Here is a 24,799-nt window from a genome sequence, read left to right as displayed (position 1 = left end):
GCCTCGTGGAGCGCCGGTAAGACCAGGACGAAAGTCCCGGCACAGCGCGGTGAAGCAGGAAGCCCCCGGAAGGGTCAGCCGACCCAGACCGGAATCCCTGGACTTTAGGCCAGGGAGCACGTCAAAGGACCTTGCGTACTGCCGTGTGTCCGGGCCGTTGATGAGCTCGTTGATGAGCTGCTCGGTCTCCAATTCCAATGAGCAGTCCAGGGCCCGGTTGATCTGCTGGACGCGGGTGATGGCGATGTGCAGGCCCTGCCGGTTCCCGGCCGCGGCCTTGATCCTGCACCAGTCGCGATACCGGCCCCTTGGCACGTTCCTGCTCGAGGACGGCGAACAGCGCCTCGCTCAGCTTGGGCCTGGACGCCGGCCCCGCTGACTCCAGGGCTGACGATCCGCCGTGCCCCCATGCCTGGCGCCATCGGTGTACCGACTGCACGCTGACACGTAACTGCTTGGCGATCGCGGCACTGTCGTGTCCCAGGGCGAACAACTCCGCTGCCTGCATCCGGATGTGCTCGCGAAACGCCCCTCGCTCCGCGGTCAGCCCGCCCCCTTGCGGATACCTCATACGACCGGCCTACCGCGACAACCACAACGCGGCTGCGCGGCCGTCACCGATCACCGCGTACTCCCGCAGCGGAACGTAGCCGCCCGGGCGCAAGCCCCCGGCCGGCAGCCTCGGATCAGATGCCGTTCCCCGCGCCCACGCGCCATGGGGGCGGGTTATCGGACACGTGTGAGGCGGGTCAGCCCCTGGCGTTCACCCGCCTCCACGCCGACTGTGCCCTGCGGCTTCTGTCAGTGCGGCTGCCGCTTGCCGTGATAGCCCTGGGCGAGCCGGGCCAGGGCGACCGCCCCGAGCAGGAGCCCGAAGTCGCGCAGAGCAATGTCGTAGTAGCCGGGGATGCTCAACAGGTCGACGATGATGCCGCCCAGCCAGGCGGCGACCAGCCATCCTCCGAAGCGGGGGGCCAGGCCCACGACGACGCCTGCCACGATCTCGATCACACCCACCGCGTACATGGCTGCCTGGGCGCTGCCCGGAACAACGTCGTTGATCCACGGCGCGAGGTAGGTGGGCCAGTCCACGAGCAGGTTGGCGAACTTGTCCAGCCCGAACAGGATCGGCGCGACCGTGAACCCGGTGCGCAGGATGACGAACGCCTGGTAGCCGGGGTCAGTGAGAACGGCCCGCCGCGTGGAGCTGGCCGGGGTGGTGGGGGTGGTTGCGGACACCATGACGCACGCACCTTTCCTTCTATAGACAACTCTCACTATTCATAGAAGCGCGCGAATCTTCTTTAGTCAATGGCTATGGGTTTTACACTGGTGCTTGTGGACCACTCCAAGCCAGCACCCCCTACCGACGTCTCCGCCGTTGCCGCTCTGGACGAGCCGACCCGCAAAAGGCTCTACGATCACGTCGTGCGCCAGCCGGGACCGGTCAGCCGCGACGAAGCCGCCGAGGCACTGGGCCTGGCCCGGCAGACCGCGGCGTTCCATCTGGACCGCCTGGCCGACGCGTCATTGCTCGATGTCGTCTACGAGCGGCGCAGCGGACGTACCGGTCCGGGAGCGGGCCGGCCCGCCAAGCTCTACAAGCGCTCCGCCCAGCAAGTCACCGTCAGCCTGCCCGAACGGCACTACGAACTGGCCGGACGGCTCCTCGCCCAGGCCGTGGAGGAATCGGAAGCCACCGGTGAACCGGTGCGGACATGCCTGCACCGAAAGGCCCACGAGCTGGGCACACTGTTCGGCGCCCAGGGCCAGGCAGATGTGTTCGACCTGCTGGAGCGGTACGGGTTCGAGCCGCGCCATGACGGTGACGCCATCCTCCTGGGCAACTGTCCCTTCCACGCGCTCGCCCGCGAGCACACCCAGACGGTGTGCGGCATGAACCTCCACCTGCTCGGCGGCGTCCTCGACGGGCTCGGTGAAGGCGGCCTCCAGGCGCGCCTGGACCCCGGCCCCGGCCACTGCTGCGTCCGTCTGGATCCGGCTCCCTCCCCGCCCGCGACCGCACGGCCTTCCTGAGGTGACTTCGGACCAGAGCGCTGGCGGCGCGGCGTGCTGCGCGTGGCCGTCAGCCGGGATGGACGGAAGAGATGAGTGATCACGGGGCCTGTGGTGGTGCGCAGGACCGTTTTGTGCGTGCTCGCGTCCGCATCCGCGGAGCGTATCGGTCCACCTCGGTGGAACCCCTAGTCCTCAGGGTGTTCCAGTTCGGTGAAGAGCTGTAGATGGTGCCGCGGGGCCGGTTCGGCGCACCGGGTCGCCCTGGGTACGTGACGGACGAGTCAGGATCTGGACGCAGCGCACTGCGTCCCTGGGCGGACGGCTCGGCTTCGAGAGCGGTCGCCGCCCACGAAGCCCGGCTCGTCCGCGCCCTGCTTGCCGACCGCGGCTACGACCACGACAAGTACCGGCGTCTGCTCTGGGCCCGCGGCATCCGCCCCGTGATTGCACAGCGAGGCCAGAGCCGTGGGGCTGGCCTGCGCGTCTTTCGTTGGGTGGTCAAGCGGACGATCAGCTGGCTGCACGGTTTCCGTCGGCTTCGATCCGATGGGAGCGACGCGATGACATACGCGAAGCATTTCTCGGCCTCGCCACATGTCTCATCACCCACCGGCACGTTCGGCGCCTTTGTTAGGACCTCTAAGCGGTCTTGGTGAAGTTCGCTGCTGATCCTTGGATGCCGGTCGGTTGGCGAGTCAGCGCCTGGTCCGTGGTGGTCTCGATCGCTTCGAGGCTGAGGCTGCGGAGTGGCAGGTAGAACACCTTCACCATGAACTCTTGTGCCTCCGCCCAAGCCCGCCGGTGTTTGAGGAGCGGGGCGGGGGCGGAGCCTGGGTTACGGGGAGGAGAGGCGTCAGCGTGCCGTTCGGCGGGCCGTGTTCTCTCGCCACTCCCGGCCGATCGATCGCATCAGGGCCGGGTACACCCCCAGGTACCGGAAGGGTTTGATGCCGAGCATGTACAGAGAGCCGAAGCGGCCGTTGGGCTTCACCAGGACGGCCATCTGGCCGCGGTAGCTGCCGTTCCCGTCGGGGACCCAGCCGACGTGCATCACCCCGTGCATGGTCTTGTTGGCGTACTCGGCGGCCCACTCGTCGTGTGTCTGGAAGACCGATGTGAAGGGCGCCGCGCTGAGGTCGGGCCCCCGCGGCCCCTCGCGCAGGTCGTCCGGCAGCCGGTCGCGCAGCGACGCCACCCGGCCGCCGACGCCCGAGCCCGGCCTGTCCCAGCCGAGCAGCGCGCCGAGCTTCCAGCGCACCGCGAAAAGGAAGCGGCCCACAGGGTTGCCGCCGTCCGGACCGCCTTTGCCGTTCGCCATCTGCTGGACCAAGTGGTGCAAGTCGTCCGGGCCACCCGGCGTCGGCAGCGCCCACAGGTCCTCGAGCCGGAAGTCGCCGGCGATCTCGTGGATCCGCCAAGGGCGGGACATGTGCTCGGTCGAGGGAAGGCGCAGATCGCTCATGGCAGGCCCCTGTCTATACGGTGACGTATAGATCGAGCATAGAGCCATCTATACGGCTCCGTATACTTGGCCGGGACATGCGAGGGGAGACACAGCATGGGCGCGATCCGTACGCCGCGGGACAAGTGGATCGAGGAGGGGCTGCGGGCGCTCGCCGCTGGCGGCCCCGAGGCTGTCCGGGTCGAGGTTCTCGCCCAGGTTCTCGGCGTCAGCAAGGGCGGTTTCTACGGCTACTTCCGCAACCGCGCCGCCCTGCTGGAGGAGATGCTCGACACCTGGGAGCGCGGGGTCACCGAGGACGTCATCGAGCGGATCGAGCGCGACGGGGGCGACGCTCGCGAGCGCCTCGGGCGGCTCTTCGACTTCGTGGGCACGAGCGAGACGCCCGTGACCAGTGCCGGGGTCGAGCTCGCGATCCGCGACTGGGCCCGGCGCGACGAAGGCGTTGCCCGTTGCCTCCGCCGGGCCGACAACCGGCGCATGGACTATCTGCGCGAGCTCTACGGGGCTTTCTGTCCCGACGAGGGCGATGTCGAGGCCCGCTGCCTGATCACCTTCTCACTGCGCATCGGCGACCACCTCATCGCAGCCGACAACGGCCCGCGCAGCCGCACGGAAGTCCTCGCCGCGGTCAGGGACCGGTTGTTGGGCTAAGAGGTCCTAACAAAGGCGCCGAACGCGCCGGTGGGTGATGAGACATGTGGCGAGGCCCTGCCACTGCCAGGCCTGCCGAGGCCGTTTCCGCCAGGGAGATGCCGTAGCGGGCCAGGCGCAGGGGCCTCAGGGACTCGACCCGGGCCTTGCGGACCCCTGCGCTCAGGACGTGGCTGGAAGATCAATGCGGTCTGTCACTTCGGGAGGCATCAGCTACGCCGGCTTCTGGTTCGCCCGCTTCTTCATCGAGCCGGTCAACGACGATCATCGCCGCATCGTCCGCCAGGTGGCCCCCGGTGTGACGGATCAATGCCTGTTGCAGTTGTTCCAGGAACTGCGACGGAGTGCAGGTGGGCACGGTTTCCATGGCCTCGGTCAAGGCGAAGAAGATGCTGTCAGGATTGCGGGCTTCGATCACGCCGTCGGTGTGCAGCAGCAGGCGGTCACCGGGTGCGAGCGGATAGCTCTCCGCCTTGGCGGGAGGACCGGTGATGAAGTCGTCCAGGCCCAGGGGTGGCAGTGGTGAGCTGGGCATCAGGGCGTGAACCTTGCCCTGGCTCAGTAGCAGCGGAGGCGGATGGCCGCGATTGAACACCTGGACCTCGAGGCCGTCGGGCACCTGAGCCACGAGCGCAGTGACGAAATCCTCCGCCTGGTCCTCCCTCTCGTCCTGGTCGACCGCGCCCGGCGCGGCTCGCTCCCGGTGCAGCGCAGCCGTGCAGTGGTTCATCACCTCCACCAGGTCGTCCTCGTAGTGCGCGGCCTCCCGGAAGGCGTTCAGCACGGCCGCGGCCAAACCCACAGCAGGCAGTCCTTTGCCGCGGACGTCGCCCACGATCATCCGGACCCCGTACCGGGTCTCTACGGCCTCATACAGATCGCCGCCGATCTGCGCTCCCGTCTCGGCCGCGAGATAGATGCTGGCCGCCCGTAGCGGCCCCAGCCGGGCAGGTACGGGCCGCAGCAGGACTCGTTGTGCTGCCACGGCGACCCGGCGGACCTGGTTGAGCTCGGTCTGCCTGCGCGTGCGCACGGCTTTACTCGTGATGACACTGGCCACGGACACCACGAGGAGCCCCAGGAGGTTGCTGTAGATCAGCAGGCCACCCCACGCCTCGTGCAGGATGGTGGTGGCCAGGCTGACGGCCAGGGCTCCAGCCGCTGCCGCGAGGGTGCCTTTCGGGCCCATCGTCAGCGAAGCCAAGGCCGGCATCGCGACGAGAAGAGGGCCGGTGTAGATATCGTGCGCAGGCGAGAGCTCGATCCCCAGCCCGAGCAGTATGATCACGAACGGCATGCACTGCGCGACTCGGAAAAGAGCCCGGCTTTGACCGCCCGCTCTGGACGGAGGGGCTGGGCGGAAGAGCGTCCGCATGGGTACAGCCTGCCTCGCTGAAGTGGACTGTTCCACTCATCGCATCCCGGGCGTCCGGGGCCGTGAGGCCGTGACCGGTACCTCCCCCAGCGCTATGGCGCACCCGGGCGCCGCACTTCGACTCCATCGCCTCTCCCATCGACCAACTCGCCTTCAGGCGGTGAGCACCCACAAGCAGGACGGACGGCTCGCCGAAGTCCGTGACGTGGCAGGGTGGCGAGGGATCGCTGCAGGTCCGTCCCGGATCGGACGGACATGAGTAACAAGGAGAATCCGGTCGTCGAGTCGGATGACCTGGTGGATGAGGTCGTCGAGCGGTTGATGGACCGCGCCGATGCCTCCGGGGCTGCCCTGCTCGGTGAGGGCGGGCTGTTGACCGAGGTGACCCGGGCCGTGCTGGAACGGGCCCGGGAAGCCGAGACGAGCGGCCACCTGGGCTATGAGAAGCATGATCCTGCCGGCCAGGGATCGGACAACAGCCGCAATGGCACTTCGCCCAAGACGGTGCTGACCGATGCCGGGGCGGTGACACTGGCCGTGCCACGGGACCGCAACGCAGAGTTCGATCCGAAGATCGTGCCGAAGAGTGCCCGGCGGCCGGCGGGCTTCAACGACCGGATCCTGTCGCTGTACGCGCGGGCCATGAGCGTGCGGGACATCCGCTCGCACCTGACGGCCATCTGCGGCGTCGAGGTCTCCCCGGACTTGATCAGCACGGTGACCGACGCGGTCGTGGACGAGCTGGCCGCATGGCAGAACCGGCCGCTGAATGCGGTCTGGCCGATCATCTACATCGACGCCCTGTGGGTGAGGATCCGCTCCGGGCGGTGGTCAGCCGGCTGGTCTACGTGGCCGTCGGGGTCGACATGGACGGCTGCAAGGACGTGCTGGGACTGTGGGTCGGCGCCGAAGGCGAGGGCGCCACGACCTGGATGGCGGTGTTCTCGGAGCTGCGCAAGCGCGGCGTCGAGGTCGTACGCATCGCCGCCTGCGACGGTCTCAAGGGCCTGCCCGAGGCGGTGACGGCGACCTGGCCGAAGGCCACAGTCCAGACCTGCGTGATCCATCTGGTCCGGGCCTCGCTGCGGTTCGCTTCGAAGAGGGGGCCATCCCAAGCTGGTGCCGGCGCTCAAAGCGATCTACAGCGCACCGACCGAGCAGGCCCTGGACACGTTCGCCGCCTCTGACCCGGGCGTGCGCTACCCGGCGATCGTCCGGACCCGGCAAGCAGCCTGGAGCCGGGCCTCGTCCTCCGGCCGGTCGGCGAGGACCAGGGGGAGAACGGTGTTCTCGACCACGGTCAGGGCCGGGATCAGGCTGTCCCCTGGAAGACCAGGCCGATGTCGTACGGACCCAGGGAGGGGCCCGGGTCAGCGTGCGCTGATGGGCTGTTCGAGCCCTGCCAGCAGGTGCAGCAGCGAACTCTTGCCCGACCCGGAGGGGCCGACGACTGCGAGCCGATCGCCGGCCCCGATCTCCAGGTTGGCACCGTGCATCACGCCGGCGACAAGCCGGTGCCGCGAGGCTGGTCAGGTGCAGCCCGTGCTCGCGGCCCTGCTCAAGGCTGTACGAGGCTCTTCCGGGCGGACTTACGCCTCTTCCGCGGGAATGGCCGGCCGTGCCGCGTAGCGGGTGCGCATCGCGTCGCTGGCTGCGGGGCCTGCGGTGAAGACGTAGGCGGCGCTGTCGTCGAGTCGGCGGCCGGTTCTGGCGTCGACGACGACGGGCTCGACTTCCTCGCCGGTGTGCGCGTCGACGAGGATCATGCTGCGCTCCGTCGGCGTGAGGCGGGAGTTGCCCCACGCGGCGAGGGCGACGATCACCGGGCGCAGGGAGCGCCCGAGTTCGGTCAGGACGTACTCGTGCCGGACGGGGCTGGTCTGGTAGGGCCGGCGCTCCAGCAGGCCGTCGGCGACCAGGGTCTTCAGCCGGGTGGTGAGCATGCTGGAGGAGATGCCCAGGCTCTCCTGGAACTGGTCGAAGCGGGTGTAGCCGTCGAAGGCGTCGTGGAGGATCAGCAGTGTCCACCATTCGCCGACGTGTTCCACCGTCGTGGACAGCGGGCACTCCCGGTCCTCCAGCCTGATCCGGCTCGCCACGGCGACCATCCCCTCAGTTACTGCTAAAGTCGAAGTTAGTAGCTTCTATTTTAGCAGTCGAGACAGGGGCGTCGCCTCGCATACCCGCGCCCGGGAACGGAGCACAACGTGACCACATCCATCAGCGAATCCCTCGAAGGCCGACGCGCTCTGGTCACCGGCGGCACCAAGGGCACCGGAGCCGCGATCGCCCGACGGCTCGCCGAGGCCGGCGCGACCGTGCTGGTCACCGCCCGCAGCCGCCCCGACGACGTCGATGAGAAGACGTTCATCACCGCCGACCTGTCCACCGCCCAGGGCGCCGCCCACGTCGCCTCCGAGGTGGACGCCCGCATGGGAGGCGTCGACATCCTGGTCAACACCCTCGGCGGCTCCGAGGCACCAGCAGGAGGATTCGCCGCGCTCGGCGAGGACGACTGGGCAAGGGAGCTGAACACGAACCTGCTGGCCGCCGTCCGCCTGGACCGCGCACTCCTCCCGCACATGATCGCCACGGGCAAGGGCGCGGTCGTGCACGTCACCTCGATCCAGCGCCGCATGCCGCTGTGGAACGGCACCCTGGCCTACGCCGCCGCCAAGGCCGCCCTGACCACCTACAGCAAGGGCCTGGCCAACCAGGTCGCCCCGCACGGCGTCCGCGTCAACACCGTCTCGCCCGGCTTCGTCCAGACCTCGGCCGCCGACAACCTCGTCACCCGGATCGCCCACGACGCCGGTATCAGCCAGGAAGCGGCGCTGGGCCGGCTCATGGACTCCCTGGGAGGCATCCCGCTCGGCCGTCCCAACCGGCCCGAGGAGGTCGCCGAGCTCGTCGCCTTCCTCGTCTCCGACCGCGCCTCGGCCATCGTCGGCGCCGAACACGTCATCGACGGCGGTACCACCCCCACCGTCTGAACACGCCACCACCATCAGGAGCGTCATGCACGACAACCAGCCCCGGACCATCACCCCGGACGACCTGCCCGAGGTGATCACCCGCTACCTCACAGCGCACCGCGTCCACGACACCGCCACCGCGGTCACGACGTTCACCGACGACGCCACAGTGATCGACGACGGCAATACCTACCAGGGAAGCGCCGCGATCGAGCGGTGGCTGGACCGATCCGCCACCGAATTCACCTACACCATCCACCTCACGAACGCCCAGCAGACCGACACGGCCCACTACATCGCCACACACCACCTCGAAGGCAACTTCCCCGGCGGCACCATCGATCTCCGCTATCGGTTCACGCTGCGCGACGACCTCATCGAACACCTCACCATCGAACCCTGAACCCGCTTCCACACCACCTGTTCCCGCCCACGAGAGAGACCCCACCCACCCCCGGACCGCCCCGTCCCAGCCCTCGTGCCCACCCAGCCACCTGACCAAGAGCCAGCCCTCAAGTTCGGCAACCCGCAGATCAGCACTTGCACGCCTGAGGAATCAAGGCGCGCAACTCCGGGGCCATCCTCAGCACAGGGTGAGGAGATTCAAAGATCCCCATCACCTCATCCGCTGCCATGGTGCACTTCTTGCGGCAGGTGAGGGCCCGCCGGGGCCGGGCCGTCGGTGGCCCTGCCGTCCTCCAGCGTGATCACCCGGTCTGCGCTCCGCACGCACGACTTCGGCGCTGTGCGTCACGATCAGCACCGCGCACCCCAGGGCGGCCCGGTCCCGCAGCATCGCGAAGACCACCCGCTTCGTCTCTCCGTCCTGTTCGCCGGTGGGCTCGTCGGCGAGCAGGACAGCGGGCGTGTTGGCCGGCGCAACGGCCAGTCCGGCCCGCGTCGGCTCTCTACCGGACAGCTGCTGAGGCAGCGCGTGCATCCGTTCGCCGAGCCTCACCTGGGTCAGAAGCTCCCTGGCCGAGACTGCGGGTTTCCGCCGCCGGCCGCGGGAACGTAGGAGAGAGCTGACTGACCGTCAATACTTCCTAGCAGTGGTTGCCCCTTCGCCTGCACTAAAGGGCACCCGCCAGGACCTCTGCGGCGGCCACCCCGGACGCGGCGGTGGCGCCGTGTGTGAAGATCTGAGCCGCTCCGGGAACAGGGGCGCCCGGCAGGCCCATCTCCACGACGATCGCGTCGGGACGTGCCGTGACGAGGTCGGCGAGGGCGCGCGCCATCCACGCGTGCCGAGAGGCGTCGCGGACGACCACGACCAGGGGTCGTCCCGCGGCGGGCGCCAGTGCGTGCGTCTGCAGGGCGGTGGTCCGTGATCGCAGGTCCTCGCGGCGCACCCGGACAGAGGTCGTTCCGGGCAGCCGTTCGCCCAGTGGGGTGGCCACGCCCCAAGGGGTCTCCTTGCCGATGGCCAGGTTGGTGGTGGGTACGAGTTCGACGACGTGCGGTGCGTTGACCAGGGGCAGGACGTGCTGTACGGCTCCGTGCAGGCGGATGGCCCGGCGGGCGGCCGCGAAGCCGATGCCGGCGGCGTCCCAGACAGCGGCATGGGTCGGGCGCAGGCTTGTCGACCAGGACGCGAACTCCCGGACCCGGCGGGCTGCTTCCTCGAGCCGTTCCTCAGGAAGATCCCTCGATACGACGGCGTCGGCGAGGGCGTCCACGAGCAGGCTGGCGGTGGCCGCCTCCGCGTTCTCGCCACCGACGCAGACGGCGTCGGCACCGGCGGCGACGGCTCTGACCGTGGCTCCGCCGATCCCGTAGAGGTGGGCCACGGCACCCATCTCGATGGCGTCGGTGACGATGATGCCGTCGAACCCGAGCTCCTGACGCAGCAGTTCGTCCAGGATGCGCCGGCTCAGGGTGGCGGGCAGGTCGGGGTCGTAGGCGGGGACCAGCAGGTGGCCGCTCATCACCGCACGGACGCCCGCTTCGAGGGCGGCGCGGAACGGCGGCAGAGCCTGTTCGGCGATTTGCGCGCGGTCGGCGTCGTAGACGGGCAGTCCGTGGTGGGAGTCGACGGCCACGTCGCCGTGGCCGGGGAAGTGCTTGGCGCAGGCGGCGACACCGGCCGACTGGAGTCCCCGGATCCAGGCGCCGGTGTGCCGTGACACCACCTTGGCGTCGACGCCGAAGGACCTGACCCCGATGATCGGGTTGTCGGGGTTGGAGTTGACGTCCGCGCTGGGCGCGTAGTCGAGGCTCACGCCGGCGGCGTGCAGCTGGCGGCCCAGGTCGGCGGCGACGGCCTCGGTCAGCTCGGTGTCGTCGACCGTTCCGAGGGCGAGGTTGCCCGGCCGGGTGGAGCCGGTCGCGGACTCGATCCGGGTGACGTCGCCGGCCTCCTCGTCGATCGCGATGATCAACTCGGGGTTCTCCGCGCGTAGTCGGCCGGTCAGTCGGGCTACCTGTGCGGTCGTGGCGATGTTGCGGGAGAAGAGCACCACCGATGCCAGCCCGTCGGCGATCTCGCGCAGCACCCAGTCGGGCGCCTCGGTGCCCACGAACCCCGGCTGCAGCACGGAGCGCGCCAGTCGTCGCAACTCCATGCCGTGCTTGCTGGAGACCATCGAATGCACCCTTCTCTTGGTACAGACCAATACGTCTCCGCTCAGGCTAACCGCTCTTGTCAAGTGGGCCCGAATCGCGCCTACTTGGCGAAAACGCGCCCTCAGCTGCGGTGTTTGACATGTCGAGTTGGTCTAGTCCAAGTTAGTGGGACGCGAGTTCGAAGAGGGGCTGGTGTGGCCTGTGGTGCAGTGACCCTGCCGAAATGGCCGCCGCCCTTCGCTCCGCGCAGTTGGTGACCCGGTTGGGGTCGCCGGTACCTGAGATCGAGATGTGGAGCACCGTATGTCCACGACTGACCGTTATCTCCATCGAGCCCCTTCGAACATCCCCTACTTCAGCTCGGACGGCGAGACCTATCTCGCCCAGACACCCCTGCGGGACCTGAAGAAGACTCGCCCGCTGCGCGTCCTCTCCGAGGAGGACTTCTCCTTATGGCAGACCTACGGCTACGTCGTGGTGAAGCAGGCGATCCCCGCCGCCCATGCCCGGCAACTGCTGGACTTCGCCTGGGAGTTCCAGGGACTCGACCCCGAGCGTCCGGAGACCTGGTACGAGGACCGCGAGTACCGCTCCGACCTCGACCGGGAACTGCACATCTACGGCTTCGTCGAGGCCTACCACCACCAGCTCATCTGGGACAGCCGCCAGACGCGGCGGGTCTACGACGCGTTCGTCGACGTCTGGGACTGCGAAGAGCTGTGGGTGACGCTCGACCGGCTCAACCTCAACCCGCCCAACATCAAGAACCGTGACCGGGCCCTGATCCCGCGCACCGAGCAGGGCTTCGACATCGAGCTCCACTGGGACGTCGACACCACACTCGGCATACCGCCGCAGCGAGTTCAGGGGATCATCGCCCTGAACCACACCAGGCCCGAACTCGGCGGCTTCCAGTGCTGCCCCGAGCTGTTCAGGCAGTTCGACCGGTGGAAGGCGCTGCAGCCGGACGACCGTGACCCGATCCGGCCCAGGATCGACCGCGCGGCGTTCCCCGTGGTGCGACCCGAACTCGAGGCCGGCGACCTGCTGATCTTCAACGGCCTGCTCGCGCACGGCGTGGCACCGAACACCTCCGGCGGGGAAGTGCGTGCGGTCCAGTACCTGTCGATGATGCCGGCGCTGGAGTCCCACCAAACCCTGCGGCGTTCCCGGGCCGATTCGTGGCGCACCCTCAGCACCCCCGACTGGAACGCGACGCTGCTCGGCGACGCCACAAGCCATGAATCCCTGCGGTACGGCAGGGCCCGCCTCGACGGACTCGGGGCCAAGCTGCTGGGCCTCACGTCCTGGAGCGGAGCAGACCTCGACGAGGCGGTCGAGCCGGCCGGAGAAGAGACATGCGCCGAATTTGTCTGACCCTGCCGACCAACAGGCCCTGCACGGCGACCATCGCGGCCGTGGCCGAGGAAGCGGCCTACGCCACCGAGCACTTCGACACAGAGGTGCACCTCCTGATCCTGGACTCCTGCGCCGCGCCCGTGTACGCCGAGCACGCCGAGGCCGTGCGCCGCATACCCGGCAATCCGCGGATCGCCGTACACCATCTCGACGAGGCACGGCAGCGGGACTTCCTCCGGCGGGTGATCGACCGGGCCGGAGCGGTGAAACCCGACCTCCTGCTGGATCTGATGCTGCCGGCCGGCGTGTCCTACGGAGCCTGCACCAACCGCGCCTTCCTCGTCGCCGCCGCGCTCGGTTGCGAGTCCGTCCACCGCAGGGACTCCGACAGCCGATACCAGGTCGTGAACGGCCAGACCGTCTTCCCCATCCACCACGAGCTGACGTCGCTCGGCAGGCGCGCGGCCGACGCTGCGCCCCACGTCACCGAGATCGCACTGGCCACCGATCACATGAACCGAAAGGTCGCGATGGTCGGCAGCTCCTTCATCGGCGAACTGTCAGTGGACATCGGCGAGATACTCCGGATCGACCCCGACGTCTACCACGACATGGTCGGTCTGTGGGCGCCCGTGCACTGGTCCGACGAGCGGAAGAGGCAACTCGTAGACGAGTCCTTCCGGGGCGCGGACACGGACGCCTTCACCGTGGACCACTCCACGCTGACCGTGGTCGACCCCATGCGTGTGGACATGTGCAACATCGCCTTCCACGGCGTGCACGAACACGTGCCCCTGCCGCCCGCGACCGACACGATCGGCAGCGACTACTTCCTGATCCACCTGGTCCACGCCACCGCACTGCCGGGCGTCCTGCACAACCGGAACATCGTCAACTTCTACACCGGCGAACGCCGCACCGACTCCGGGTTCATGGCCTACCAGCTGCGCTTCGTCAAGTTCCTGCTGTCGATGCTCTACTTCAACTTCGTCTACGACCAAATGGCCCGGACCGGCGCGTCGTTGCTCGATGAGCGGGGGCAGGTGCGGGCGTCGGCCGTAGCCCTGCCGGCGAGGGAGAGCGCAGGGCTCGACCGGAGCGAGAACGTCCACCGACTGGACGTCCTCGACGCCGGGTACCGCAAACTGGGCGGCAGATACGCCGAGTTCGCCGACCTCCTGTGGCAGCGCCGCGCCCGCCTCCTCGACGAAGCACGCAGCGACATCGAGGACTTCGCCCTGCTGGTGGAGGCATGGGAGCTGCTGGTGCGGTCGGCCGCGCTCACCTCCGTAGTCCCGGCGCCCGGGCAACAACGGTGAGAGCGACCATGACGCACGAGTCCGCACCACTGCTCTCCGCGCTGGCCGGCGCGACCGAGGACCGGATCGTCTTCGACCTGACCGGAATCGAACACCGCTACGACACCCTGCGGCGCGAACTGCCCGACGTCGCCGTCCGATTCGCCATGAAGGCCTGCCCGGTGGACGAGGTGCTCGCCTGCCTCGCCGGGAAGGGCGCCGGAGTCGACGGGGCAAGCCCCCGCGAACTGGAGCAGGCGCTGCGCACGGGCGTGCCGATCGGCAGGATGCACTACGGCAACACCGTCAAGTCCGACCGGGACATCGCCGATGCCCACCGCCTCGGCGTCAGGGACTTCGCGACCGACAGCATCGAAGACCTGGCGGCCATCGCGGTCCACGCCCCGGGAGCCCGCGTGTTCTGCAGGCTGGCGACCAGCGGTGAAGGGGCGCTGTGGGGGCTCAGTGACAAGTTCGGCTGCATGCCCGCGGACGCGGTGCGCATCCTTCAGGCGGCGCCGGAGAAGGGCCTGACACCCTCCGGACTGTCCGTGCATGTCGGCTCCCAGCAGATGACGGCGGACGCCTGGCACAGCGCCGTCGAGCGTCTGGCAGACGTTCTGTCCGCCCTGGGTCGGCGTGGGATCGTCCTGGACCACGTCAACCTCGGAGGCGGCCTGCCGGCTCTCGGATACCTCGACCGGCACGGCATGCCACTGGACCCTCCACTGGACAAGATCTTCGCCGTCATCCGCGAGGGAATACGCCACCTCAGGAAAGTCCATGGCGAGCACCTCGAGTTCGTCATGGAACCGGGGCGCCACCTCGTCGCCGACCACGGGGCCATCCGGGCCCACGTGGCCCGGTTGGCCGAGCGGCGCCGCCCCGACGGCGAGCGCCAGTACTGGCTCTACCTGAGCTGCGGCAAGTTCAACGGCCTCTACGAGATGGACGCGCTGCAGTACCCGCTCGTCTTCCCCACGCACCCCCATGCCGAGTACGTCCCCGCCGTCGTCGCGGGTCCCACCTGCGACAGCGACGACGCCTACCCCCAGGGACACGGCCTCGTGCATGTTCCCCGGGATCTGGCATCCGGCGATCCTGCCTGGGTGCTCTCCAGCGGCGCCTACGCGATCAGCTACACGACGCGGGGCTTCAACGGCTTCGCACCGCTCCCGTACACCTGCACGGGCGGAGGACGCCCATGAGCGGCGGCAGCGTACACGTACGCCACATCACCGACGCCGACTGGGACGCCATCGCGGCGATGGAATCCCGGACCTATGCGGAACTCGGCCTCTCGGAAGGGCGCGCGGCCCTGCAGTCCAGGGCGTACGCCTCGCCGGACACCTGTTTCGTCCTGGACGTCGGCTCACAGCCGGCCGGGTACCTGCTGGCACTGCCGTATCCCCCCTTCAGATACCCGAACCTCGAACGGGCGGAGGAGCCGGCGGTCCTCTCGCGCACTCCGCGCAATCTGCACCTGCACGACATCGTCGTCGCGGAGCGCCTGCGGGGCAGGGGACTGGGGCAGCGTCTCCTCAACCACCTGACCCTGACCGCCGGTTCGCTCGGGTTCGAGCGGATCTCGCTGATCGCCGTCGGCTGCAGCGAGCCCTTCTGGTCGGCGCGCGGGTTCAGGGCGCACCCGGGGATCTCCCCGGGCGGTTACGGCGCGAACGCCGTCTACATGTCCAAGGCGATGGCCGACTCGACGAAACGAGTTGATGTACGTGTTCCCTGTCCATGATCCATTCCACCGCGGCCAGTTGGCCATCGCCGCACTGTTCTGTTCCCTCGGCTTCCAGTACGCCACCTGGGCCTCCCGCATCCCCGCCATCAAGGCGGACCTCGGGCTGACCGCGGCCGAGGTGGGGGTGCTGCTGATGGCGGCCGGCATCGGCGCGGTGGCGTCGTTTCCCCTGGTGCCGGTGCTCGTGAAGCGGCTGGGCTCCGCACGGCTGGCACTGCTGTCGGCCCTCTGTCTGGCCCTACTGCTTCTCGCACTCGCCGCGGCGCCGGACTATCCGGTCGTCCTGCTGGTCATGGTGGCCGACGGGGTGTGCGTGGGGTGTCTGAACGTAGCCATGAACGCACAGGGAACGGCACTGGAGACCCGGTACGAACGCAACGCCATGGCTCGGCTGCACGCGACGTTCAGTGCCGGCTCTCTGCTTGCGGCGCTGCTCGCCTCCGCTATGAACGCGGCAACCTCCTCCGTCGCGGGACATTTCGGCGTGGCTGCCGTGGTCCTCGTCCTGCTGGCGGCTCTGGCGCGCCCCGGTCTTCTCGAAGACGAGGCTCCCGCGGAGGAAAGGCAGAGCAAGAGCCGCACCGGATGGAGCCTTCCGTCCCGGATGACGCTCTGGATGTGCTGCGCCATGGCGTTCGGCACGGTGACCGAGGGCGCCATGAACGACTGGTCCGCCCTCTACTTGAGGGAAGTCGCCAAGGTCTCCACAGAGTTGGCGCCGATGGGCATCGCCGTGGTGTCCGGCATGATGGTGGTGGCCCGGCTCTTCGCCGACGGCTGGCGCAGCCGCTGGGGCGACGGGCGCGTCGTCCTGCTCGGCAGCGCGGTGGCCGCCGCCGGGTTGGCCTTCGCCTTGGTGAGCGGGGGAGTGGCGGCGGCCCTGATCGGATTCGCCTGCGTCGGACTGGGCTGCGCAGCCGTGACCCCCTGCGTCTACGTGGCTGCGGCGAAACAGGGCTCGCAGGCGCTGGCACTGGTCGCCGCGATGGGCACGACGGGTCTGCTGGCCGGGCCGCCACTCATCGGTTTCGTGGCGAATTCGAGCAGCCTGGTGTGGGGCCTGGCGGTGGTCGCGGCAGCGGCGGCCGTGGTCTCCCTGTCCAGCACGCAGATCCGGTGGACGCCGGTGAGCGGCTGAGCGACGGGCGGTTAACAGACGGGATGTCCGGCCGCTCCAAGCGAGCCTGGGGGCAGTGCGGAGGGACCGCGCGCGGGGACCGTCCGGTCTCGCTGCCCTCGATCGCCCCGAGCGCCCGTGCGTCGGGAAGACCTACTTGCTGCGTCACTCGGCAGGCTCGCCGGCGCGGGGAAGCGGCCACCGCTTGCGTCGACGAGACCGCACCCGACGTCCCGGATGATTGAGATTCCGAGCTTGTCTTTCGCGGAAACGACTCGGGGTAATCCGAGCCGAGCGGTGCGATTGGCTTTCCTCAGTCAACGAAAGGGGCGTGGGAGACGGGTGCTCGTCGCTGGAGAGGGTGAGCTCTCATTGGTCGCACCTCGTGTAATCTGAAAATTCACCTTCCGTATTACTCGAGCCGGCGTCGGCTGATGTACTGATCCGGTGCTGCCGTGAGACCGAGTCTTTACGTCACGGGTGAAAGCAGCACGGATGCCTGTGCCGTGCTAAAATTAGTCCTAGTTGCAGTTGTGGTTCCCGAAACTTCAAGTGCCCTGGCGGCTGTATGTCGTCGGGCGTTTTTGTATCTCCGGTGCTTATCCGGACGGGGTTCATTGTGGCAACGCAGGGGTTCACACGGTGTGAGCCCGCGGGCACTGCCCCCAAGGAGATGTGACATGGCTACTGGCACCGTCAAGTGGTTCAACCCGGAAAAGGGCTTCGGCTTCATCGAGCAGGACGGCGGCGGCCCTGATGTTTTCGCCCACTACTCGAACATCGCCGCCCAGGGCTTCCGTGAACTCCAGGAAGGCCAGAGGGTGAACTTCGACATCACGCAGGGCCAGAAGGGTCCGCAGGCGGAGAACATCACTCCCGCCTGACGTCGAAGCGTATGAGATATCCGGGGCCCCGCCTTGCGGTGGGGTCCCGGCTTACTGTTTTTGCATTCCGATGGAATTCTTTTGGTCTCACACCCGGCTCGTTCTTGCAATTCATCCGGCTCGTTCCTGTCGGGAATTCCTCGATGCGCGCCCCCGTCGAGGAAGGTTCTCCATGAGCCGTTCAGCTCGCACCAACGACCGTTTCCGTCCACGGGGCCAGAGTCGCCCCGACGCCGATCCAGGCGACACCGGGCGCCGTCCCTCCGCACCACAGGGGGAGTTCGCGCTGCCGGTCACCGTCACCCCGCCCCTCCCCGCGGCTGCGACCTTCAGTGAACTGGACATGCCGGTCGAGTTGCTGAAGATGCTCACAACTCTCGGCCTGAACGAGCCGTTCCCGATCCAGGCCGCCACGTTGCCGAACTCCCTCGCAGGGCGCGACGTCCTGGGCCGCGGGCGCACCGGATCGGGCAAGACGCTCGCCTTCGGTCTGGCGCTCCTCGTGCGCACCGCCGGGCAGCGTGCCGAGTCGCGGAAGCCGCTGGCCCTGATCCTCGTCCCCACGCGCGAGTTGGCCCAGCAGGTCGCCGATGCCCTCGCCCCGTACGCCCGGTTGCTGAAGCTGCGGCTGGCCACTGTGGTCGGCGGCATGTCGATCGGCAGGCAGGCCGGCGCACTGCGTGCCGGGGCCGAGGTGGTCGTCGCGACTCCTGGCCGCCTCGTGGACCTCATCGAGCGCAAGGACTGCCGCCTGGACCGGGTCAACATCACCGTCCTGGACGAGGCCGACCAGATGGCGGACATGGGCTTCATGCCGCAGGTCACCGAACTGCTGGACCAGGTACGTCCCGACGGCCAGCGCATGCTGTTCTCGGCCACACTGGACCGCAACATCGACCTTCTGGTCCGTCGTTACCTCCATGACCCGGTGGTCCATTCGGTCGACCCCTCGGCGGGCGCGGTCACCACGATGGAGCATCACGTGCTGCAGGTGCACGGCGCCGACAAGTTTGCCACCGCCACCGAGATCGCTGCCCGCGACGGGCGCGTGATCATGTTCCTGGACACCAAGCACGCCGTCGACCGGTTCACCAGGCACCTGCTGAGCAACGGCGTGAAGGCCGCGGCGCTGCACGGCGGCAAGTCGCAGCCCCAGCGCACCCGCACTCTGGCACACTTCAAGACCGGCGACGTCACGGCGCTTGTGGCCACCAACGTCGCAGCTCGGGGCATCCACATCGACGACCTCGATCTCGTCGTCAACGTCGACCCGCCCGGCGACCACAAGGACTACCTGCACCGCGGCGGCCGCACGGCCCGCGCCGGCGAGTCCGGCAGTGTCGTCACGCTGGTCCTCCCCAGCCAGCGCCGGGACATGGCCCGTCTCATGTCCGACGCGGGCATCAGGCCGCAGATCACGCAGGTCCGCTCCGGCGAGGCCGAGCTGAGCCGCATCACCGGCGCCCAGGCTCCATCCGGTGTCCCCGTCAGCGGCAGCGGGCCGGTCGCGGAGCGCCCCAAGCGCGGCGACGCTCCGTTCCGCGGTCTGGGCACCCGCCCCGGGCGGGCCGGCGGCGGTGGCGCGTCTCGCCGGTCTGTCGAGGCCCGACAGGTTGCCGAGGCCCGCAAGGCCGCCCGGGTCCGTCGTGGCGCATAGCTCGGCAATGGCGCCCTCGTACGCTGTGCGTCTGACTCAAGCCGGCTTGCGCCACACGAAGATGCGCTTCGTGGAGTCGTGGTTGAACGGCGCCCCGTCGCAGTCCGCGGACCCGTCGTTCCAGCTCGAGCACCGCGATCCGTGCCATCAGGTCGAGCTCCGCCGGTCATGCGTACCGGTGCCGGGAGTTGCCGCGGCGGTAGCGGCCGTCTTCGCCGTCGCGGGTGAAGTGGTGCGAGACGAGAATCGGCCCGACCAGGTCGAAGGTGTCGAAGACGAAGTGCCGCTCGGAGACGTCGAACGGCACCGCGATCTGCCCCGGCGGCAGGGATCTCCGCGTCCACGCCGCCCCAACGAGCCGTTCGCCGCGCTGAACCTTGCAGCTGCGCTCAGTCAGCCTGGGCTCGGACGTCAAGGACGGCGTCGGCTCCCGTGATCGTCAAAACACGCTGCACTGTGGTGGGAGCCGGCCGGGCGGCGGTCGTGCCGGAATGGTGGATGTGCAGCAGCAGGTTCGGGAACGACGAGTCCGACGGCGGAGACGTCCACGACGAGGATTGCGTGTTCCCGGGCGGCGTTCGCCATCGCATCGCGGCGCGGCGGCGCATGGGAACCAGTAGCGGCCCTGGCCATCGGATATCTAGCGAGGGGACCCGTGCCTTTAGGCATGGGGGAATCGCTTCTAAAAGCTGCTCTGACCTCAACTGTGCTTACGTATCTGCGCTGTTGACCTCAGCTGGATGTGTGGCGTGTGTATGGTGCTCGTGTGGCCGGACGCGGAAGGTTCGCCGGTACTCCGGTGGCGTGTACGACTTGGGCTTGCATGTGGTGTGGTGCCCGAAGTACGCCGTCGGGTTCTCGGCGGCCGGGTCGCGTTGCGGCTGCGTGAGCTGATCGAGCAGACGGCGGAAGGGGAGGGCTGGGAGATCATCGCCCTTGAGGTGATGCCTGATCACGCGCACCTGTTCGTCAAGCACGAACCGAAGGCTTCCGCCTCATACGTCGCGAACCAGTTCAAGGGCTTCACCTCCCGTGTGCTGCGCGAGGAGTTCCCGCACCTGAAGAGCCGCATGCCGACGCTGTGGTCGTCGTCGTTCTTCGTCGCCTCTCTCGGCGTGCTCAGCGCGGAGACGGTGGAGAAGTACATCAATACCCAGTGGGAACGCCCCTGGACGAAGACGCAGAAGGAGGGGGAGGGGGAGCGTGCACCGGGCGTATAAGTTTCTCCTCCGCCCCACCGTCCGCCAGGCGCGGGCCCTCGGCGAGATGCTGCGTGATCACTGCTCGCTCTACAACGGAGCGTTGCAGGAATGCCGCGACGCCTACCGGCACGCCTCCAAAACGAGCATCAGGTACGACCAGCAGTCCGCGCAGCTCAAGGAGATCCGGGCTTTCGACCCCGAACGTCAGGGACGCTGGTCCTTCTCTTCTCAGCAGGCGACCTTGCGCCGCCTCGACAAGACCTTCGCCGCGTTCATTAGGCGCGTGAAGGCTGGTGAGAAGCCCGGCTATCCCAGGTTCCGGGGCGTGAGCTGGTTCGACACCGTGGACTTCCCCAAGGACGGCGACGGCTGCTGCTGGGACTCCACCCCGCACGAGGCCGTCACCCGCGTCCGCCTCCAAGGCATCGGGCACGTCCGCGTCCACCAGCACCGGCCGGTGAAGGGCCGCATCAAGACGATCTCGGTCAAGCGTGAAGGGCGACAGTGGTATGTGATCCTCGCCTGCGACGAGGTGACCCCTGAACCGTTCCCGGCAACCGGGGCCGTGACCGGTATCGACATGGGCGTCACGCACTTCCTCACCACGTCCGAGGGCGCCCACGTCGAAAACCCCCGGCACGGCCTACGCAACGCCGAAGCCCTCGCCGACGCTCAGCGCGCCCTCACGGCGTTTTCGCGCCGGAAGAGGGAGAACCGCACCGCCGACACCGCCGGGCCGTGGAGAAGGTTGCCAAGCTGCACCGCAAGGTGCGCCGCCAGCGCACCGACCACGCCCACAAGGCCGCGCTCGCCCTGGTCCGGGACTACGACCAGATCGGGCATGAGCGCCTGAGCATCACGAACATGGTCCGCGCACCCCAGCCGAAGCCCGACCCCGAACAGCCGGGCGCGTTCCTGCCGAACGGGGCCGCTGCGAAGGCCGGGCTCAACCGAAGCATTCTTGACGCGGGTTGGGGGGTGTTCCTGGGTATCCTCGCGCGCAAGGCTGAAAGCGCCGGTCGTGTACTGATCCCGGTGGACCCCCGCAACACCTCGCGCACCTGCCCTGCATGCGGGCACGTGGACAGCGAGAACCGCGACGGCGAAAAGTTCCAGTGCACCGCGTGCGGACACAACGACCACGCCGACCGCGTGGGCGCCTGGAACGTTGCACTCAGGGCCGGGCTGGTCCTTCCCGACGTGGCCTAGCCACCGACAGGAGAAGCCCCTGGATCTATCCGGGGGAGGAGTCACGGATCCCGGTTCATGTCACCCAGCGACAGGCCATATGCCCGACTCATTTCAGACCCCTCACGTCGTCTCCACATGCTCAGGCGATGTGCGCGATTTACGCCCTTGACACACGCGCAATTTCGTTGTCTCCATGCGGCCGTACGTTCCTCGCCATGGAGAACAACCTCGGGCGCAGAGGCTTCCTTCGCCTCTCTGGAACAGCCGCCCTTACCGCCTCGCTCGGCACCGCCGCTCTCACCGCGTGCGGTTCGTCCGACAAGAAGTCCACCTCAGCCAAGTCCGGCCGCAAGGTGCGCCTTGGGTTCATCGCGCTGACCGACTGTGCGCCCCTGGTGATGGCGAAAGAGCTTGGTTACTTCGCCGAGCGCGACCTCGACGTTGAACTGATCAAGCAGGCCTCGTGGCCCGCAACTCGGGATAATCTGCTGAACGGGCAGATCGACGCCGCCCATGCTCTTTTCAGCCTCCCCCTGTCCGTCGCCTCGAAGATCGCGGGAACGGGTTCCACCGACCTCAAGATCGCCATGGTGCTCAACAACAACGGCCAGGCCATCACACTGAAAAAGGACTTCGCCGACGCCGGCTACGCGGATCTCAAGGCCGCCCGTGGCCTGCTGGAGAAGAAGTCGCCGACGCTGGCCATGACCTTCCCCGGCGGTACGCACGACACCTGGCTGCGGTACTGGCTCAAGGCCACCAAGGCCGACCTGTCGAAGGTCAAGATCGTACCGATCCCGCCGCCGCAGATGGTCGCCAATATGAAGGTCGGCAACATGGACGGCTACTGCGTTGGCGAGCCCTGGAACGCCGTTGCCGTCCAGCAGGACATCGGCTTCACCCACCTGACCACCCAGGACATCTGGCAGCACCACCCCGAGAAGGCCCTGGTCACCAACGCCACGTTCGCCTCGCAGAAGAAGGATGTTCTGGTCGACGTCATGGGGGCGGTTCTCAAGGCCGCCAAGTGGCTGGACGACCTGGACAACCGGGCCAAGGCCGCCAAGACGATCGGCTCCCCGCAGTATGTGAAGGCACCGGCGAAGGACATCGAGGGCCGGCTGCTCGGCACCTACGAACTGGGTGCCAACCTGGGCGAGAAGAAGTTCAGCGGCGACCAGATGATGTTCTTCCGCGACGGCAAGACGCCCGCACCGCGCCGCGGGCACGCGATCTGGTTCCTGAGCCAGTACCAGCGCTTCGGGCTCGTGAAGGGCGACCTGCCCTACACCAAGATCGCTGACGAGATCATTCTGCGCGACCTGTACGAGGAGGTCGCGAAGAAGGAGGGCATCGACGTGCCGGGAGACGACATGAGCCCGTTCCGCGTGAAGCTCGACGGCACGACCTTCGACCCCACGAAGCCGAAGGAGGAGGCGAAGCGGAAGTGACCCGTTCCCTGACGCCTACGGATCAGGCGGAACCGGCTGTGGCGACCGATGCCGAGCCGGGGCCGCCTGGCCCCCCTGCCCGCCGGGTGCCCGCAACGGGCGCCTGGGGCGGCCGACTCGCCGAGCTGGCCCGCGGCTCCGGATGGGCCGTGCTCGGTAGCACGGCCGTCGTGCTGCTCTGGCAGCTCGCCTCATCCCGCTCGCCCGACGTCCCGGCCCCGCTCGACGGGGCCCGGACCCTGATCGACCTGCTGTCCGATCCGTTTTACGACAACGGACCGAACGACAAGGGCGTCGGCCTCCATCTCGGCACGTCGCTGCAGCGCGTGTTCACCGGCTTCGCGCTGGCCTCCGTGGTCGGCGTGCTGGCGGGCATGCTGATCGGCGCCAGCCGCCGGGCCTGGCTCGCGTTCAACCCGGTGATCCAGGTCCTGCGCCCGGTGTCGCCGCTGGCCTGGTTTCCTATCTGGCTGGCCGTATTCAAGGATGCGTCCCAGGCCTCAGTGTTCGTGATCTTCATTACGGCGCTGTGGCCGACGCTGATCAACACCGCGGCCGGCGCCGCGCAGATTCCGCAGGACCACCGCAACGTCGCGCGGGTCTTCCGCTTCGGCCGCCTCGCCTATATGAGACATGTGCTCATACCCAACGCCCTGCCGTCGATCATCACGGGTCTGCGGCTGTCGATGGGCATTGCCTGGATGGTCATCGTTGCGGTGGAGATGCTCTCCGGCAACTCGGGCATCGGGTTCTTCGTCTGGGACTCGTACAACGCCGGGGACCTCAGCTCGGTCACGGCCGCGATCGTCCTCATCGGTCTTGTCGGACTGATCCTTGACGCGATCCTCGTACGGCTCTCGCGCAAGGTCGCCATCGAGGAGGTTCAGTCATGACGGTCGAGATCCGCGCACTGCACAAGACGTTCAAGCGGAGGGGAGGGCCCGCGCAGCACGTTCTGCGGGGTGTGGACCTGACGGTTGAAGAAGGCGAGTTCGTCTCCTTCATCGGCCACTCCGGCTGCGGCAAGTCCACGCTGCTCAACATGGTCGGCGGCCTGGTCCGCCCCGACGAAGGCGAGATCGTCGTGGACGGCAAGCCGGTCACGGGGCCGGGGCCCGAGCGGGCGATGGTCTTCCAGAACTACTCCCTGCTGCCCCGGTTGAGCCTGCTCGCCAACGTACGCGAGGCCGTCCGGGCGGCACGCCCGGACTGGTCACGTGCCAAGGCCGACGAGATGGTGGAGCGATATCTGACCGCGGTCGGGCTGTGGGAGCACCGCGACAAGCGCCCAGGTCAGGTCTCGGGTGGCATGGCCCAACGCGCCGCGGTCGCCCGCGCCTTCGCCGTGGGCCCGCGCACCCTGCTCCTGGACGAGCCGTTCGGCGCGCTGGACGCGCTCACCCGCTCCCGACTGCAGCAACAACTCGTCGAGCTGTGGGGCAACGAGTCGGAGACGGAGAAGGTGCTCATGGTCACGCACGGGCTCGACGAGGCGATTCTGCTCGCCGACCGGATCGTGGTCATGTCCAATCCGCCGCAGCCGTCGGTGCAAACGATCATCCCGGTGCCGATCCCGCGCCCTCGGGACCGCGCGACGATCAACAAGCACCCGGCATACGCCGGGATTCAGGAGGAGTTGGCAGGCCTACTGCTCGGCGACCGGACGCCTGTCGCATAGCACGGGTGTGAGGTGGTTGCAGGTGGTGGTCTCGGTCCGTGGTGACCTGACGCCTCCTCGCGGGTCGGGATCACCTCCCGTGGCCACCTCACACTCACCGTCTCGATCCCGCTGGACTGGTTTCGGGAACGGTGCTGGAGCGCAAGGTGCGCCGTGACC

22 protein-coding genes and 5 pseudogenes are annotated in these 24,799 nt (G+C 68.2%); 17 read left to right on the top strand and 10 right to left on the bottom strand.

Annotation, left to right across the window (positions count from 1 at the left end; translation table 11 throughout):
* Positions 1-277: 277 nt before the first annotated feature.
* Positions 278-571, bottom strand: a pseudogene (locus Q8A52_RS44845) (helix-turn-helix domain-containing protein); the annotation flags it as partial.
* Positions 572-801: 230 nt separating this feature from the next.
* Complete coding sequence (locus Q8A52_RS44840; protein WP_316763512.1) at positions 802-1,242, bottom strand: hypothetical protein; 441 nt, start codon at positions 1,240-1,242, stop codon at positions 802-804.
* A gap of 69 nt (positions 1,243-1,311) precedes the next feature.
* Between Q8A52_RS44840 and Q8A52_RS44835 the strand changes: the two genes are divergently transcribed.
* Positions 1,312-2,037 carry a helix-turn-helix transcriptional regulator gene (locus Q8A52_RS44835; protein ID WP_316763510.1) on the top strand — a complete coding sequence of 242 codons (726 nt, stop codon included), beginning with the start codon at positions 1,312-1,314 and terminating at the stop codon, positions 2,035-2,037.
* A 621-nt stretch (positions 2,038-2,658) separates the two neighbouring features.
* On the opposite strand, the gene Q8A52_RS44825 is transcribed toward Q8A52_RS44835, so the two are convergent.
* Both Q8A52_RS44825 and Q8A52_RS44820 read right to left on the bottom strand, forming a co-directional pair.
* Positions 2,659-2,790 (bottom strand): hypothetical protein, encoded by a 132-nt coding sequence (locus Q8A52_RS44825; protein WP_316763509.1) that lies wholly within the window; start codon positions 2,788-2,790, stop codon positions 2,659-2,661.
* An 82-nt stretch (positions 2,791-2,872) separates the two neighbouring features.
* The gene (locus Q8A52_RS44820) at positions 2,873-3,481 is read right to left on the bottom strand and encodes a DUF2867 domain-containing protein (protein WP_316763507.1); all 609 of its coding nucleotides are present in this window, start codon (positions 3,479-3,481) and stop codon (positions 2,873-2,875) included.
* A 96-nt stretch (positions 3,482-3,577) separates the two neighbouring features.
* Here Q8A52_RS44820 and Q8A52_RS44815 point away from each other — a divergent pair, with 96 nt between their 5' ends.
* Positions 3,578-4,135 (top strand): TetR/AcrR family transcriptional regulator, encoded by a 558-nt coding sequence (locus Q8A52_RS44815; RefSeq protein WP_316763503.1) that lies wholly within the window; start codon positions 3,578-3,580, stop codon positions 4,133-4,135.
* Positions 4,136-4,316: 181 nt separating this feature from the next.
* On the opposite strand, the gene Q8A52_RS44810 is transcribed toward Q8A52_RS44815, so the two are convergent.
* Positions 4,317-5,432, bottom strand: coding sequence for a PP2C family protein-serine/threonine phosphatase (locus tag Q8A52_RS44810; RefSeq protein ID WP_316763501.1), 1,116 nt, complete (start codon positions 5,430-5,432; stop codon positions 4,317-4,319).
* Positions 5,433-5,765: 333 nt separating this feature from the next.
* On the opposite strand from Q8A52_RS44810, the pseudogene Q8A52_RS44805 reads away from it, so the two are divergent.
* Positions 5,766-6,746 (top strand): annotated as a pseudogene (locus Q8A52_RS44805) (IS256 family transposase); the annotation flags it as partial.
* Positions 6,747-6,880: 134 nt separating this feature from the next.
* Here the strand turns inward: Q8A52_RS44805 and Q8A52_RS44800 are convergent.
* Together Q8A52_RS44800 and Q8A52_RS44795 are read right to left on the bottom strand one after the other, a co-directional pair.
* Positions 6,881-7,006, bottom strand: coding sequence for an ATP-binding cassette domain-containing protein (locus tag Q8A52_RS44800; RefSeq protein ID WP_316763498.1), 126 nt, complete (start codon positions 7,004-7,006; stop codon positions 6,881-6,883).
* A 93-nt stretch (positions 7,007-7,099) separates the two neighbouring features.
* Positions 7,100-7,618, bottom strand: coding sequence for a winged helix-turn-helix transcriptional regulator (locus Q8A52_RS44795; protein ID WP_316763496.1), 519 nt, complete (start codon positions 7,616-7,618; stop codon positions 7,100-7,102).
* Positions 7,619-7,717: 99 nt separating this feature from the next.
* On the opposite strand from Q8A52_RS44795, the gene Q8A52_RS44790 reads away from it, so the two are divergent.
* Together Q8A52_RS44790 and Q8A52_RS44785 are read left to right on the top strand one after the other, a co-directional pair.
* On the top strand, positions 7,718-8,503 hold the full coding sequence (locus Q8A52_RS44790; RefSeq protein ID WP_316763494.1) for an SDR family oxidoreductase: 786 nt from the start codon (positions 7,718-7,720) through the stop codon (positions 8,501-8,503).
* 25 nt (positions 8,504-8,528) lie between these two features.
* On the top strand, positions 8,529-8,888 hold the full coding sequence (locus tag Q8A52_RS44785) for a nuclear transport factor 2 family protein (RefSeq protein ID WP_316763492.1): 360 nt from the start codon (positions 8,529-8,531) through the stop codon (positions 8,886-8,888).
* Between the two features lie 213 nt (positions 8,889-9,101).
* Here the strand turns inward: Q8A52_RS44785 and Q8A52_RS44780 are convergent, their stop codons facing one another.
* The gene (locus tag Q8A52_RS44780) at positions 9,102-9,443 is read right to left on the bottom strand and encodes a P-loop NTPase family protein (RefSeq protein ID WP_316763490.1); all 342 of its coding nucleotides are present in this window, start codon (positions 9,441-9,443) and stop codon (positions 9,102-9,104) included.
* Positions 9,444-9,558: 115 nt separating this feature from the next.
* Positions 9,559-11,070 (bottom strand): glycoside hydrolase family 3 protein, encoded by a 1,512-nt coding sequence (locus tag Q8A52_RS44775; RefSeq protein WP_316763488.1) that lies wholly within the window; start codon positions 11,068-11,070, stop codon positions 9,559-9,561.
* A gap of 283 nt (positions 11,071-11,353) precedes the next feature.
* Between Q8A52_RS44775 and Q8A52_RS44770 the strand changes: the two genes are divergently transcribed.
* The 7 genes from Q8A52_RS44770 to Q8A52_RS44740 all read left to right on the top strand — a co-directional run bounded on the left by Q8A52_RS44770 (position 11,354) and on the right by Q8A52_RS44740 (position 19,118).
* A complete protein-coding gene (locus Q8A52_RS44770; RefSeq protein WP_316763487.1) occupies positions 11,354-12,427 on the top strand; it encodes a phytanoyl-CoA dioxygenase family protein in 1,074 nt (357 codons plus the stop codon).
* The gene (locus tag Q8A52_RS44765; RefSeq protein WP_316763485.1) at positions 12,409-13,728 is read left to right on the top strand and encodes a DUF6271 family protein; all 1,320 of its coding nucleotides are present in this window, start codon (positions 12,409-12,411) and stop codon (positions 13,726-13,728) included. The genes Q8A52_RS44770 and Q8A52_RS44765 overlap by 19 nt, the downstream gene beginning before the upstream one ends.
* 8 nt (positions 13,729-13,736) lie before the next feature.
* On the top strand, positions 13,737-14,915 hold the full coding sequence (locus tag Q8A52_RS44760; protein WP_316763483.1) for a type III PLP-dependent enzyme: 1,179 nt from the start codon (positions 13,737-13,739) through the stop codon (positions 14,913-14,915).
* Positions 14,912-15,457: a GNAT family N-acetyltransferase gene (locus Q8A52_RS44755; RefSeq protein ID WP_316763480.1), complete on the top strand. Its 546-nt coding sequence runs from the start codon at positions 14,912-14,914 to the stop codon at positions 15,455-15,457. The genes Q8A52_RS44760 and Q8A52_RS44755 overlap by 4 nt, the downstream gene beginning before the upstream one ends.
* Positions 15,435-16,598, top strand: coding sequence for an MFS transporter (locus Q8A52_RS44750; RefSeq protein ID WP_316763477.1), 1,164 nt, complete (start codon positions 15,435-15,437; stop codon positions 16,596-16,598). The genes Q8A52_RS44755 and Q8A52_RS44750 overlap by 23 nt, the downstream gene beginning before the upstream one ends.
* 659 nt (positions 16,599-17,257) lie before the next feature.
* On the top strand, positions 17,258-17,461 hold the full coding sequence (locus tag Q8A52_RS44745) for a cold-shock protein (protein WP_316763475.1): 204 nt from the start codon (positions 17,258-17,260) through the stop codon (positions 17,459-17,461).
* A 172-nt stretch (positions 17,462-17,633) separates the two neighbouring features.
* On the top strand, positions 17,634-19,118 hold the full coding sequence (locus Q8A52_RS44740) for a DEAD/DEAH box helicase (RefSeq protein ID WP_316763472.1): 1,485 nt from the start codon (positions 17,634-17,636) through the stop codon (positions 19,116-19,118).
* A 36-nt stretch (positions 19,119-19,154) separates the two neighbouring features.
* Here Q8A52_RS44740 and Q8A52_RS44735 read toward each other — a convergent pair.
* Positions 19,155-19,452: pseudogene (locus Q8A52_RS44735) on the bottom strand (SAM-dependent methyltransferase); the annotation flags it as partial.
* Between the two features lie 410 nt (positions 19,453-19,862).
* On the opposite strand from Q8A52_RS44735, the pseudogene tnpA reads away from it, so the two are divergent.
* From tnpA to Q8A52_RS44705, 5 genes and pseudogenes are all read left to right on the top strand, one after another.
* A pseudogene (gene tnpA / locus Q8A52_RS44730) lies at positions 19,863-20,338 on the top strand (IS200/IS605 family transposase).
* Positions 20,322-21,529: pseudogene (locus Q8A52_RS49360) on the top strand (RNA-guided endonuclease InsQ/TnpB family protein). Before tnpA ends, Q8A52_RS49360 begins: the two co-directional pseudogenes overlap by 17 nt.
* A 197-nt stretch (positions 21,530-21,726) precedes the next feature.
* Positions 21,727-22,962 (top strand): CmpA/NrtA family ABC transporter substrate-binding protein, encoded by a 1,236-nt coding sequence (locus Q8A52_RS44715; RefSeq protein ID WP_316763470.1) that lies wholly within the window; start codon positions 21,727-21,729, stop codon positions 22,960-22,962.
* A gap of 170 nt (positions 22,963-23,132) precedes the next feature.
* Positions 23,133-23,855, top strand: a complete 723-nt coding sequence (ntrB, locus tag Q8A52_RS44710) for a nitrate ABC transporter permease (protein WP_316763466.1) — start codon at positions 23,133-23,135, stop codon at positions 23,853-23,855.
* Positions 23,852-24,640, top strand: coding sequence for an ABC transporter ATP-binding protein (locus Q8A52_RS44705; protein WP_316763464.1), 789 nt, complete (start codon positions 23,852-23,854; stop codon positions 24,638-24,640). The genes ntrB and Q8A52_RS44705 overlap by 4 nt, the downstream gene beginning before the upstream one ends.
* Positions 24,641-24,799 lie beyond the last annotated feature (159 nt).

The organism is Streptomyces herbicida (assembly GCF_032656585.1).
GTDB classification, from domain to species: Bacteria; Actinomycetota; Actinomycetes; order Streptomycetales; family Streptomycetaceae; genus Streptomyces; species Streptomyces herbicida.
Note: the sequence above shows the minus strand (reverse complement) of the source record. Positions and strands in the feature narration are given on the sequence as shown.